Source organism: Vreelandella titanicae BH1 (assembly GCF_000336575.1).
Classification (GTDB): Bacteria; Pseudomonadota; Gammaproteobacteria; order Pseudomonadales; family Halomonadaceae; genus Vreelandella; species Vreelandella titanicae.
In genome coordinates this window covers 547,998-560,066 of the sequence record NZ_AOPO01000002.1, presented here as the reverse complement: position 1 = coordinate 560,066, position 12,069 = coordinate 547,998, and the positions used below count along the sequence as shown (strand labels likewise).

General features: G+C 54.8%; 12 protein-coding genes. 2 read left to right on the top strand and 10 right to left on the bottom strand.

Features of this window, described 5'->3' with window-relative positions:
• Window positions 1-13 precede the first annotated feature (13 nt).
• Window positions 14-289 (bottom strand): acylphosphatase, encoded by a 276-nt coding sequence (locus HALTITAN_RS07170; RefSeq protein ID WP_022523494.1) that lies wholly within the window; start codon window positions 287-289, stop codon window positions 14-16.
• Window positions 290-325: 36 nt separating this feature from the next.
• The gene (locus HALTITAN_RS07165; protein ID WP_039858480.1) at window positions 326-1,225 is read right to left on the bottom strand and encodes a YihY/virulence factor BrkB family protein; all 900 of its coding nucleotides are present in this window, start codon (window positions 1,223-1,225) and stop codon (window positions 326-328) included.
• 143 nt (window positions 1,226-1,368) lie between these two features.
• Between HALTITAN_RS07165 and HALTITAN_RS07160 the strand changes: the two genes are divergently transcribed.
• Window positions 1,369-2,463 carry a bifunctional nicotinamide-nucleotide adenylyltransferase/Nudix hydroxylase gene (locus HALTITAN_RS07160; protein WP_039858478.1) on the top strand — a complete coding sequence of 365 codons (1,095 nt, stop codon included), beginning with the start codon at window positions 1,369-1,371 and terminating at the stop codon, window positions 2,461-2,463.
• A 13-nt stretch (window positions 2,464-2,476) separates the two neighbouring features.
• On the opposite strand, the gene HALTITAN_RS07155 is transcribed toward HALTITAN_RS07160, so the two are convergent.
• From HALTITAN_RS07155 to HALTITAN_RS07125, 7 genes are all read right to left on the bottom strand, one after another.
• Complete coding sequence (locus tag HALTITAN_RS07155; protein ID WP_009286686.1) at window positions 2,477-3,394, bottom strand: LysR substrate-binding domain-containing protein; 918 nt, start codon at window positions 3,392-3,394, stop codon at window positions 2,477-2,479.
• Window positions 3,395-3,456: 62 nt separating this feature from the next.
• Window positions 3,457-4,878, bottom strand: a complete 1,422-nt coding sequence (gene cls / locus HALTITAN_RS07150) for a cardiolipin synthase (RefSeq protein ID WP_039858476.1) — start codon at window positions 4,876-4,878, stop codon at window positions 3,457-3,459.
• Window positions 4,879-4,970: 92 nt separating this feature from the next.
• A complete protein-coding gene (locus tag HALTITAN_RS07145) occupies window positions 4,971-6,476 on the bottom strand; it encodes a fumarate hydratase (protein WP_009286684.1) in 1,506 nt (501 codons plus the stop codon).
• A gap of 190 nt (window positions 6,477-6,666) precedes the next feature.
• The gene (gene nei, locus HALTITAN_RS07140; protein WP_009286683.1) at window positions 6,667-7,488 is read right to left on the bottom strand and encodes an endonuclease VIII; all 822 of its coding nucleotides are present in this window, start codon (window positions 7,486-7,488) and stop codon (window positions 6,667-6,669) included.
• A gap of 4 nt (window positions 7,489-7,492) precedes the next feature.
• Window positions 7,493-9,517 carry an excinuclease ABC subunit UvrB gene (gene uvrB, locus HALTITAN_RS07135; RefSeq protein ID WP_009286682.1) on the bottom strand — a complete coding sequence of 675 codons (2,025 nt, stop codon included), beginning with the start codon at window positions 9,515-9,517 and terminating at the stop codon, window positions 7,493-7,495.
• A gap of 24 nt (window positions 9,518-9,541) precedes the next feature.
• Window positions 9,542-9,949, bottom strand: a complete 408-nt coding sequence (locus HALTITAN_RS07130) for an OsmC family protein (protein ID WP_022523500.1) — start codon at window positions 9,947-9,949, stop codon at window positions 9,542-9,544.
• Window positions 9,949-10,146: a hypothetical protein gene (locus HALTITAN_RS07125; RefSeq protein ID WP_007114205.1), complete on the bottom strand. Its 198-nt coding sequence runs from the start codon at window positions 10,144-10,146 to the stop codon at window positions 9,949-9,951. The genes HALTITAN_RS07130 and HALTITAN_RS07125 overlap by 1 nt, the downstream gene beginning before the upstream one ends.
• 176 nt (window positions 10,147-10,322) lie before the next feature.
• Between HALTITAN_RS07125 and ygfZ the strand changes: the two genes are divergently transcribed.
• The gene (gene ygfZ / locus HALTITAN_RS07120) at window positions 10,323-11,294 is read left to right on the top strand and encodes a CAF17-like 4Fe-4S cluster assembly/insertion protein YgfZ (RefSeq protein WP_009286681.1); all 972 of its coding nucleotides are present in this window, start codon (window positions 10,323-10,325) and stop codon (window positions 11,292-11,294) included.
• Between the two features lie 7 nt (window positions 11,295-11,301).
• On the opposite strand, the gene HALTITAN_RS07115 is transcribed toward ygfZ, so the two are convergent.
• On the bottom strand, window positions 11,302-12,069 hold the full coding sequence (locus tag HALTITAN_RS07115) for a TatD family hydrolase (protein WP_027959408.1): 768 nt from the start codon (window positions 12,067-12,069) through the stop codon (window positions 11,302-11,304).

The window sequence follows — 12,069 nt, the reverse complement described above, 5'->3', positions numbered from 1 at the left end:
CTCCCAATAGGCTTTACTGGGTGGCAAAGTGGCTCGGGGCGCGGCAGTTATCCAGCACCTCGAGCTCCACGTGGGTAACTTGTGCACCTTCTGAGCCCTGCCATAGCCATTCGCTTAGCAGCTTGACTGCGTCGGAGTGACCACACATCAACACTTCAACCCGGCCATCGGGCAAGTTTTTGGCATAGCCGGTGATACCGTGCTGAAGGGCTTTCTCTTGGGTAGCCCGGCGATACCAGACCCCCTGCACCTTACCGGTCACAAGGGCACGTACACAGCAATCACTCATACTTACCTCCTTACCTTGGCGCTTCTGAACGGAGTGTTAAACATACTCACGTTTGACAATCACTGCACTGTTACGCGGAATCAGCGGGCGGCCACGGCGTAGTAGCAATGAGCGGGTGAACGCCGCCCCAAACAGCAATATTAGTGAACTGTAGTAGACCCATAGCAAAATCATGACTACCGACCCGGCGGCGCCATAGGTAGATGCTGTAGCCGTATACGCCAGGTAAATCGCGATTACACTGCGCCCAATAGTAAACAGTACGGCAGTGACGACTGCGCCAATCAACACATCTTGCCAGCGCAACACAACGTCGGGAAGTACTTTAAAAATGGTGGCAAATAGTAAGGTGACCACAGCCAGCGAGACCAGCGACTCAACTGACGTTGTCAGTAAGCTGGCATAAGGCACCAGATTATCGGCGGCCTGGAGCATACCGCGCAAAACGACGCCTAATACCAGCGATACCATCAGTATAAATCCGATGGAGAGCACCACCGTTAACGATAGCAACCGGCTTTTAATAAAACGTAAAGCGCTATTAGAAGTGGGCTTTGCCGTTACGCCCCAAATGGTATTGAGCGAAAATTGCATCTGGGCGAAAACGGTTGTTGCACCGATCACCAATGCCCCAACACCTAGTAGCGTTGGCAGTAGACCGGACTCTTCAATCCTCGACTGAGCAACAGCCTGTTCGATAGCCACTGCTGCATCCATTCCTAGCGTGCCTTGTAACTGAGCGACTATTTGTCCGTGGGCAGCCTCTTCACCTAAAACAACACCGATGACCGTGACTGCAATAATAATCGTGGGCGCCAATGAGAAAAGCGTATAGAACGCTAGCGAACCTGCGTAGCTAAAGGCATTACGCTCCAACCATAGTGACGTGGCGTCTTGGACTACTTTCCACCAAAAGGTAGCGGCGCGTTTAATCATATTCACTCCCTGTGCTCTGGGTATCGGGGCTTTTTATAAGCGTTATCAACATCCTATTTTTCTAGCATACCTAACCACAGCGTTTAGCGCAGTTTTCTGGTAGGTTGCATCTCTGAGTTCACCAAACGCAAAAGGAAGCTTGAATGGCTACTGATACTTCGCGCCCCGCGACTGCCTGCGACTTCGACTGTTTGGTGTTTATTGGTCGTTTTCAGCCGCCACATCTGGGGCATCTCGCGGTCATTCGTGAAGCGCTCAAACGCGCACGACAGGTCATTGTGTTGGTAGGCTCTTCTTGGCAGGCCCGCTCACTGCGTAACCCCTGGCGATTCGACGAACGACAAGCCATGCTTCGCGCGGGATTTGACGACGCCGATAATCAACGCTTGGAGATCACCCCGCTACTCGACGCCCTCTATAACGACGATGTTTGGGTGCGCGATGTGCAACGCAAAGTGCGCGATTTAGCTGCACCTGCCAATGCTCGCCTACCACGTATTGGCTTGATCGGAGCCAGCCGCGGCCAGTCAAGCTACTACCTTTCACTGTTTCCTCAGTGGGAGTCTGTCAGCGTGCAGTCGGTGGAGGGGATTTCAGCCAGCCAAATACGTGAGCGACTGTTTCGCTCGCCGAGCTCAACGAATGACTACCTGAGTACCGGCGCTTACCACGATTTACCGCCAGGGGTGGTGGAGAGCGTCAAACACTTTTGCAATGAGGGCGCCTATCAGCGCCTGATCGAAGAGCAGCAGTTGTTGGATCAGTACCGTCAGGCCTGGGCTCACGCGCCCTACCCGCCTATTTTTGTCACGGTCAACGCAGTGGTCGTGCAGTCAGGCCATGTGCTGCTGGTACGACGCACGGCGGCACCGGGCAAAGGCCTTTATGCCCTGCCGGGAGGGTTTATTAACCCCCATGAACGGCTGCTGGATGCTTGCTTGCGTGAACTTCGCGAACGCATTCGCTTAAAGGTTCCTGAGCCTGTACTCAAAGGCTCGCTGCGTGGGCAACGCCTGTTTGATGAACCCCACCGCAGCTGGCGCGGGCGCACCTTGGCGGAAGCTTTCTATTTTGCGCTACGCCCCGATCAGCAGCTGCCACGCCTAAAGCCCGTTAAAGGCGGTGATCATGCGCGCTGGGTAGCACTTGCAGATCTCGAGCCCGACAGCCTGTTTGAAGATCACTTCTTCATCATTCAGAACTTTTTAGGGCTACCCGCAGATTTTGGCAGTAGCTAAACGTCAACAGGCCCTAGGCTTGTAGGAAATCCCGCGGCAGCTTCATCATCTGCCGCCATAAACGCTCTACGCCGGGCTTATGCACCATCGAGCAGCGATATAAGCGGATTTCCAGGGGGATATCCCAGCTAGGGTCGCCTGCCCTCACCAAACGGCCACTTTTCAGCTCTTCACGAATACAAAAGTCGGGGATCCATGCGACGCCAACGCCTTGTAATACCATTCCCTTCAGGCCTTCAGCCATGGCCGTTTCATATACCGTACGCAGCTTCATACGCAGCGGGTCATTTTTCAGCAGCATGCGCACACTGCGCCCTAAAAAGGCCCCCTGGGTGTACGAAAGATAGGGAATGGAGGTGTCGTGCTGGAGTGAAAACTTTGCTTTCCCATGCTCGTCGGGTAACGAAACGGGCAGCATATTGACCTTACCAATTGAGAAAGAGGGGAATACTTCAGCGTCCAGTTGCATCGTCGCAAAAGGGTCATAGTAGGCGAGCATCAGATCACAGTTGCCCTCTCGCAGCACATGTATTGCCTCGCCCACATTCATGGCCACCAAGCGGGTCGGCAACTCGCCCAAACCCTGCTGCAGGCGAGAGATCCAAGGCGGATAAAAACTCAACGCCAGGGAGTGCGCCGCGACAATATCCAGCGCCTCATTGGCGATAGAGAGACCGCGCAAATGGCTAAGCGATTCGTTTAACTGTTCGACCAGATTGCGCGCAGTAACCAAAAACAGCTGCCCTTCGGGCGTTAACCCGACGGGGGTAGTTGAACGATCTACCAAGGTGACATCAACGGCCTGCTCCAACGCGCGAATACGGCGACTAAAGGCCGGCTGGGTCACGTGTCGCTGGCGTGCTGACGCAGAGAAGCTGCGCGTATTGGCTAGCGCTACAAAATCTTCCAGCCATTTTGTTTCAAGATTCACCCCATGACTCCTTGTCTCACCCTGCGTTTGAGCATCTCGATTTTCCTTTTAGGCTGACGTATCTATTGAACCGGGGCCATTAAATAGGCCGCCCGCGAAACGACTTTCATCCATACCGGGCGCTGGTTAATTTCATCGATGGTGACACGCCGACAGTGAGCAAAGTCTTTTTCCAGCATCGCCTCGACGCAGGTAGCAAAATCACGACTTGGAATAAACGCGGTAATCTCAAAATTTAACCTAAACGAGCGATTATCCAAATTGACTGTCCCTACCGTGGCTGCTTCGTTGTCTACCAGCATGACTTTTTGATGTAAAAAACCAGGGAGATAACGGTATATTTTAACACCTGCCCTTAACATATCGGGTAGAAATGAGAATGCAGAGAGAAAAACCAGCAAGTGATCGGGGCGCTCTGGAATCATTACCCGAACGTCGACGCCGCGCATCGCTGCAAGCCGGAGCGCATCCTGAACTCCCTGGTCAGGGACGAAATAGGGGCTGGTCACCCACAGGCGCTGCTTGGCACTATGAATGACCTGCTGGACGAGCAGGCTGGCGGTGTCCTGACGGTCGGCGGGCCCAGAAGGCACGATCACCACATGATGGTCGGTGGCAGAGGATGACGTGTCGGCCATCCAGTTCAGGCTAATCACTTCATCCGTCGCCCAGTGCCAATCCTCCCAAAATGCCTCCTGCAAGCCCAGTACGCTGGGTCCTGCAAGCTTGAGATGGGTATCACGCCAAGGCCCGTGCCGTGGGTTCTCGCCGAGATATTCGACCCCAATATTAAAGCCCCCTATCCAGCCCTCCTTGCCGTCTATTACCGTTATTTTGCGATGGTTGCGAAAGTTAAGCTGAAAACGGTGCTTAAAGCCTCGCGATGAGCGAAAGGCACTCACGGCCACCCCATCGCTGATTAAATCATTGAGGTAGCTATCGGCTAACTTGCGGCTACCCACTTCATCGTAAAGAAAATAGACCCTCACGCCGCGCCGGGCAGCGCGCTGTAAATGGTGCTTCAAACGTTGGCCGAGGGCGTCGTTACGAACAATGAAGAACTGCACCAACGCATACTGTTCCGCACGGTCAATACCATCAAACAGGCTTTCAAACGTTGCTGGCCCATCAATCAGCAGTGTGGCTTGATTGCCATGGGTTAGCGGCATCATGGCAAGCTGTTCGACCGCCTGAATATCGGCATTGGTAGAGGGCGCAACGTAGGGTTGAACATTAGCCCGGTAACGCACTAGAACCCGGCGTAGAACGGTGTCCCGCTGACCGCGGGCAGATACATAGCCATAAAACCTTGGCCGCCCGAAAAACCAGTACGCTGGAAGCGCGACATAAGGGAAGGTCAGCAGCGAGATGATCCATGCCACGGCACCCTGGGAGGTGCGACTGGACATCAGCGCCATAATGGCTGAAACGATGCCAAGCAGGTGTATCAGTAAGATGCTGGTCCCTAGCAACCAGGAGGTCATAGTCACGTCCTTATAAAGCCCTCACATAGAACAAGGCCTCGCCGTCAGCGAGGCCCTTATGCGTCTAAAGCCTAATCAACCTTACCACTCCATTACGCCGATTGGGCAATAATCTCTTTCCACTTTGCAGGCCCGGTTTGATGTACCGATGTGCCCAGGCTATCAACGGCGACGGTCACCGGCATATCTTCAACCTCAAATTCATAGATTGCTTCCATACCTAAGTCTTCGAAGCCCACTACCCGCGATTTTTTAATCGCTTGAGCGACCAGATATGCCGACCCACCGACCGCCATTAAGTACACCGCTTCATTGTCACGGATAGCATCAATAGCGGCTTGGCCACGCTCTGCTTTGCCGACCATACCTAATAGGCCAGTCTCTTCCAGCATAGTGCGGGTAAATTTATCCATCCGCGTGGCGGTCGTTGGGCCAGCGGGGCCAACGACTTCGTCACCAATGGGATCAACCGGGCCCACGTAGTAGATAAAGCGACCTTTCATATCCACGGGCAGCGGATCGCCTTTGGCCAGCATATCGACCATGCGCTTATGAGCAGCATCGCGCCCCGTGAGCAGCTTACCGTTCAACAGCAGCGTATCACCAGGCTGCCAGGTTTTAACCTCCTCAGGCGTCACCGTATCAAGATTGACACGTTTGACGTTTTCACCCGCCTCGCGAGTGATTTCCGGCCAATCCTCAAGCTTCGGCGGCTCAAGTACCGCGGGGCCAGAGCCGTCAAGCGTGAAATGGGCATGACGGGTCGCCGCGCAGTTGGGAATAATCGCGACGGGCTTGTTGGCCGCATGGGTTGGATAGTCTTTGACTTTAATATCCAGCACGGTGGTTAAGCCGCCTAACCCCTGGGCACCGATACCGCTCTTGTTGACCTTGTCAAACAGTTCTAAACGCAGCTCTTCGGCACGGTTGCTGGGGCCACGGGCCTGTAGATCCTGAATATTGATAGGATCGAGTAGCGCTTCTTTGGCAATCAGCATGGCCTTTTCGGCGGTGCCGCCGATGCCAATCCCCAGCATCCCGGGTGGACACCAGCCAGCGCCCATCTTCGGAAGCTGCTCCATCACCCAATCAACCACACTGTCGGAGGGATTCAGCATGGCGAACTTGGATTTTGCTTCGCTACCACCGCCCTTCGCCGCTACGTGAATATCGACCGTATCGCCGGGCACAATCGAGTGGTGAATAATCGCCGGGGTGTTGTCTTTGGTATTGGCACGCTTGCCGTCGGGATCCGCCAGCACCGAGGCGCGCAGGATATTATCGGGGAGCAAATAAGCGCGACGAACACCTTCGTTAATCATGTCGTCCAGGCTCATGTCCGCTTCCCAGGTAACGTTCATGCCCACGTGAACGAATACGGTGACGATGCCAGTGTCCTGACAGATTGGACGGTGCCCGGTGGCGCACATGCGTGAGTTAATCAAAATCTGTGCGATGGCGTCTTTGGCGGCAGGGTTCTCTTCGCGCTCATAGGCGGCGGCCATGGCGTCGATGAAATCTTTAGGATGGTAGTAAGAGATGTACTGCAGAGCATCGGCAACGCTTTGAATAACGTCGTCCTGGCGAATCACGGTCATGGACTAATAGCTCCTAGGTTATCGTCTAGTCAGCGGCTTCCCCTCCGCGCCCGCGGAGGTGCCGTCTTAGCGTGCTACCAGTATACCGTATTGGCACTTACGCAGCAGCAATCCCTGGCACCTATATGACTACTATGGTTAGGGCTTTAGTCGATGGTATCTCTTAAGCAAGATAACGGTATAACCCTACTCACGCCGACTGACAATATGGGCATAAATAAAGCCTGCGCGCCCCGACCCTTTTGCGCTCGATCACCGTTCCACAGCGGTGGCACTCTAGCCCTGCTCGCTCGAAAACCGCAAAACGCCACTGCCTGCGCGGCTCACCCGCTGCTTTAGCCTGAGCAATCCAGGCCTCACGATTAGTAACACCTGCGGCTTGGTAGGCTTGCCGGGTAACATCAATGATGCAGTCAGCCAGAGTTTGCTGCTGTTCTGGGGTTAAATCCACCGGTCGAGCGCTTGGCGGAAGCTGGGAGAAAAAAAGGATTTCAGAGCGCAAATAGTTGCCCAGCCCGGCGACCAACCCCTGATCGAGCAGCAGTGCCCCCAGGCTGCGTTTATGAAACTGCTTTAAATTCAGCCGCTGCTGCACATCGGAGGGAGCCACGTCTTGACTCAACAAATCAGGGCCTAGGCGGGCTAAGAAAGGATGCTCGGTGAGAGTTTCTGCGTGCCAGAGGGAAATATCGGAGGCGCTATAGAGGCTGGCGCAGTGCCCTTCTGCGCTCAATCGAACCCGCAGCGCTCGCTTGGTATTAGGCGGCTTATCCTCGCTATGCAGCTTCCAAACACCATAAAGTTGGTTGTGGGAATAAAGCACGCGCTGATCGGCAAACCGGACCAGCATTGCTTTACCCCAGGTATCTACTCGGGCAACTCGAACACCAATAAATGAGGCTGCCTGCTCGGCAAGTTCTGGAAAGGCGAACCAGGCATCGTCGATCACCCGTCCACCTATCTGCTGCTCAATACGATCCGCCGCGCGGCGAATTTCTGGGCCTTCTGGCATACCGCTAGCCCAGCGCCAGCTGTTTGTCTTTCATTTGATGGAGCTGGTCGCGAAGCCGAGCCGCCTCTTCGAACTCCAGATTTTGTGCTGCCTCAAACATGGCGTCTTCGAGCTTGCTGATGGCGCCCAACAGATCATGCTTGCTCATCGTGGTGACATCATACTCGGCGGCGCTTTCCGCCACCTTGCGCTCATTACCACGCCGACGGCTGTTCTTCTTGCCCGGCGCCTGGGCGGCTTCAAGGATATCGGCCACTGAGCGGGTAACCGTTGTTGGCGTAATACCGTGTTCTAGGTTGTGTTCGGTCTGCTTGGCGCGACGACGCTCGGTTTCATCAATCGCCTTGCGCATCGAGTCAGTAATCCGATCACCGTAAAGAATCGCCTTGCCGTGGGCGTTACGGGCAGCGCGGCCAATGGTCTGTATCAGCGAGCGTTCGGCACGCAGAAAGCCCTCTTTATCGGCGTCGAGAATCGCCACCAGCGACACTTCGGGAATATCCAGGCCTTCGCGCAGCAGGTTGATACCCACCAACACATCAAATTTGCCCAGGCGTAAATCGCGAATAATCTCAACCCGCTCGACGGTGTCGATATCCGAATGTAAGTAGCGCACCCGAATGCCGTGCTCATCAAAATACTCGGTCAGGTCTTCCGCCATACGCTTGGTTAGCGTGGTCACCAGTACTCGCTCGCCTACCGCAGTGCGCAAGCCGATTTCCGAAAGCAGATCGTCGACCTGGGTACTGGCCGGACGCACTTCGATTTCGGGATCCAGCAGCCCGGTGGGACGCACCACCTGCTCAACGGTCTGGCTTGCGTGCTCCCCCTCATAGCGGCCTGGGGTTGCGGAAACAAAGATGGTTTGTGGTGAAATGGCCTCCCACTCTTCAAACTTCATGGGCCGGTTATCCAACGCCGAAGGCAACCGGAAACCATACTCGACTAGGGTCTCTTTACGCGAACGGTCCCCTTTGTACATACCACCTACCTGGGGCACGCTGACGTGGGACTCGTCGATAAATAGCAGTGCGTCATCGGGCAGGTAATCAAAGAAAGTAGGCGGTGGCTCGCCGGGGGCACGCCCAGAGAGGTAGCGGGAGTAGTTTTCGATACCGTTGCAGTAACCCAGCTCCAGCATCATCTCAATATCGTAAAGTGTGCGCTGCTCAAGACGCTGTGCTTCTACCAGCCGTTCATGCTTACGCATCCACTCCAGTCGCTCTTTGAGCTCCTCTTTAATGGCATCAATGGCGCCCAGAATCGTTTCCCGGGGGGTGACGTAGTGCGATTTTGGATAGATAGTCATCCTTGGCACCTCCCCGCGGACAGCGCCGGTGAGCGGATCAAACAGTCGGATAGTGTCGATTTCGCTGTCAAACAGCTCTACCCGCACCGCCTCCTCGTCAGAGTCGGCAGGAAAGATATCGATCACATCGCCGCGCACCCGGTAAGTACCGCGGCGGAAATCCATATCATTACGAGTGTACTGAAGCTCGGCCAAGCGCCGCAGGAAAGCGCGCTGGTCAATCAACTCGCCGCGAGTGAAGTGCAGACGCATCTTTAAGTATTGGTCGGGGTCACCCAAGCCGTAAATCGCTGACACTGATACCACAATCAGCGCATCGCGCCTTTCTAGCAGTGCCTTGGTGGCCGAAAGCCGCATCTGCTCGATATGGTCGTTTATCGAGGCATCTTTCTCGATAAAGGTATCCGAGGAAGGCACATAGGCTTCCGGCTGGTAGTAGTCGTAGTAGGAGACGAAATACTCTACGGCGTTATCCGGGAAAAACGCCTTGAATTCGCCATACAACTGGGCAGCCAGGGTCTTATTCGGCGCCATCACGATGGTCGGGCGCTGCTGTTGTTCCACAACATTGGCCATGGTAAAGGTTTTGCCCGACCCGGTCACGCCAAGCAGCGTTTGGTGAGCAAGCCCAGATTCCAGGCCACTAATCAGCCCTTTAATAGCAGCAGGCTGGTCGCCAGCGGGCTGAAATTTTGACTGCAATCGAAAGGCTTTGCTCATCGGTGCTCCTATAAAAGATATAATTTAAACTAACCGGGTGGCGATCTCGACCGTAGACTGGGTCATCAGGCGTTGAATCGGGCAGCGGTGGCTAATATCTTCCAGCCGGGCGCGCTGTTCGGGGTCTTCAATACCGTGCAGTGTTAATGCCACGTCTAGCTTGTAGATGCCCTTTTTTTCCTGACTATCGTCCCGCTGCACGGTGACGGTAATGCCCTCAAGCGGCCACTCTTTACGCTTGGCGTACATCTGCACGGTAACCGCCTTGCAGGTACCCAGAGCAATATCGAAATAGTCGTGGGGATCAGGGGCACTGCCCTCGCCACCTACTATCGGTGGCACATCGGCATATAGATCTTCCAAACCATTGACTTCAACTCGCTGCCTAAAGACATGGTTGCGTTCACTGATCACGGTAATGGGAGGGTGCATTAGGATACCTTTACGCCTAGCTTGAGTTTTTCAATGGCATTAATCAGCGTCTCGCGTTTTGCCCGGCCGTCCACATCGGCACCATGGCGCCCCACTTCGGCACTATCAACGCCATCAAGCATCATGAGTGCAGTGGTGATTTTGTTCACCTGATCGACCGATTTAACACCCTGGAATGTCAACGACTGCTGTGCCATAGCGTTTCCCTACCTGTTGCCCTGTGCAAAACTGATACAAGAGAAAGAGTCTAGCACGCTAATGGTGCCTTGCAATCAGTGACGACTGCCCACACCTAATAGCATTCAAGGCACTTTTACTTTTACGTACTGAATGCATCACTATCGAACGCTTTCCCACTTTTGCAGGAGTTTTTATGGCGACCGTTACCGCTAGCACCCCCGCCCTTGGCAGCGTCCGCCTTAACCACTTAGCCGCGCTGGATGTGAAGGGGGCGGATGCAGAAAAGTTCCTACAGGGCCAGACCAGCGCCCAAGTCAGCTTGGCCGACGGGCACTTTGCGCCGCTCACCTGTTTCTGCACGCCTAAGGGCCGCATGCTGGCCAACGCCCAGCTAATGCGCTTGGGCGAAGAGCATTATCGGCTACTGCTCAGTAATACCCTATTGGATAGCCTAGAGAGTCATCTTAAAAAATTCGCCGCTTTTTACCGTGCTGAACTAACCAGCCAACGCGACCTAGTATTCATTGGTGCCAGCGATGAGGCCCAATCGCTTGCGAATCAGCTGGGCCTGACGCTAGCTGATCAAGTAGGCACCCATACTAGCAACGATCAGGCCTGCGCAATCCGCTACCCTGGTGAGACACCGCGCTGGCTATTGTGTTTCGCAAACGACAGCAAGGTCGATTTAGCGTCGGCTCAGGATGACCAAGCGGGCCGTAACGCTTGGCAGCTTGAGGATATTCGTAGCGGTTTGGCGTGGCTAACCGATACCCAACAGGATCACTTCCTGCCCCAAATGCTGAACTGGGAAGCGCTGGGCGGCATTAGCTTTAAAAAAGGCTGTTACACCGGCCAGGAAGTCGTCGCCCGAGCACACTTCCGAGGTCAGGTGAAAAAGCGCTTGATGCGTATTAGCTTAGAAGCCGACTCACTGCCCGCAGCAGGTGCTAGCGTGGTTAATAGTGACGATAAAGCGGTAGGTGAAGTGGTGGTCAGTGCGTTTAATCATCAAGGCGGCGTCGAATTACTGGCAGTCATGAGCACCAAAGTCGCCGAAGAAACTATGCAACTTTATTTAGATGGGGTGCCAGCGACACTTCTCACGTTACCCTATACGATTGAACGCGTTGACCCTGAACAGCTGGCAGTTAGCCTTAACGGCTAGGCTTACTCTAGGTTGAAGGCAAGCCAAACAGCGTCGCGGCGGTATTACTGCTCTGAGCTGCGACCTGCTCCTCTGTTTGCCCGCGCAGTGCGGCAACAACGCTGCATACCTCAGCCACTCGACATGGCTCATTACGCATGCCCTGGTAGCCGCTAAGCGGCATATCGGGGCTGTCGGTTTCCAGCACAAAGGCATCGTCAGGCAGTCCCTCAACGGTTCGCCGTAACCGCCTGGCGCGTTCATAGGTGACTGCGCCGCCCAACCCCAGCTTGAAGCCCAGATCGAGAAACTTGGTTGCTTGCTCAATGGAGCCTGAGAAGGCGTGAATCAGCCCTGCCTCTGGAAGCGCAAGCTGGCGTAGGCGCTTGGCGACCTTATCGTTGGCGTGGACACAGTGCACCACTACCGGCAGAGAATGCTGTTTCGCTAGCTTCAGCTGGACATCAAAGTAGTGCCACTGCGCTTCAAGCGTGTCGGTAAAGCGACCATCAATACCGCACTCGCCCACTGCTACTATCTCAGGGTGCTCAGCGAGCAAATGATCAAGCGCGTTGATATCCGACGCTTGATGCTCATCGACAAAGTAAGGGTGCAAGCCCAAGCATACCGACGTATCCGGCCGCTCGCCGAGCGCCAGCACCTGCTGCCAGCGCGAACGGGTCGTCCCCGGTACCACAAAGTGCACGACACCCACTGCCTTAGCGGACTCGAACACCTCAGCCCGATCATCATCGAACTGGGTAAAATCGAGATGGCAATGAGCATCTATCAGCAT

Bases quoted from the DNA above. Each gene is read 5' to 3' on its own strand.
- HALTITAN_RS07170 (WP_022523494.1), bottom strand. From the start codon at position 289: ATGAGTGATTGCTGTGTACGTGCCCTTGTGACCGGTAAGGTGCAGGGG.
- HALTITAN_RS07165 (WP_039858480.1), bottom strand. From the start codon at position 1,225: ATGATTAAACGCGCCGCTACCTTTTGGTGGAAAGTAGTCCAAGACGCC.
- HALTITAN_RS07160 (WP_039858478.1), top strand. From the start codon at position 1,369: ATGGCTACTGATACTTCGCGCCCCGCGACTGCCTGCGACTTCGACTGT.
- cls (WP_039858476.1), bottom strand. From the start codon at position 4,878: ATGACCTCCTGGTTGCTAGGGACCAGCATCTTACTGATACACCTGCTT.
- HALTITAN_RS07145 (WP_009286684.1), bottom strand. From the start codon at position 6,476: ATGACCGTGATTCGCCAGGACGACGTTATTCAAAGCGTTGCCGATGCT.
- nei (WP_009286683.1), bottom strand. From the start codon at position 7,488: ATGCCAGAAGGCCCAGAAATTCGCCGCGCGGCGGATCGTATTGAGCAG.
- uvrB (WP_009286682.1), bottom strand. From the start codon at position 9,517: ATGAGCAAAGCCTTTCGATTGCAGTCAAAATTTCAGCCCGCTGGCGAC.
- HALTITAN_RS07130 (WP_022523500.1), bottom strand. From the start codon at position 9,949: ATGCACCCTCCCATTACCGTGATCAGTGAACGCAACCATGTCTTTAGG.
- HALTITAN_RS07125 (WP_007114205.1), bottom strand. From the start codon at position 10,146: ATGGCACAGCAGTCGTTGACATTCCAGGGTGTTAAATCGGTCGATCAG.
- ygfZ (WP_009286681.1), top strand. From the start codon at position 10,323: ATGGCGACCGTTACCGCTAGCACCCCCGCCCTTGGCAGCGTCCGCCTT.
- HALTITAN_RS07115 (WP_027959408.1), bottom strand. From the start codon at position 12,069: ATGCTGATAGATGCTCATTGCCATCTCGATTTTACCCAGTTCGATGAT.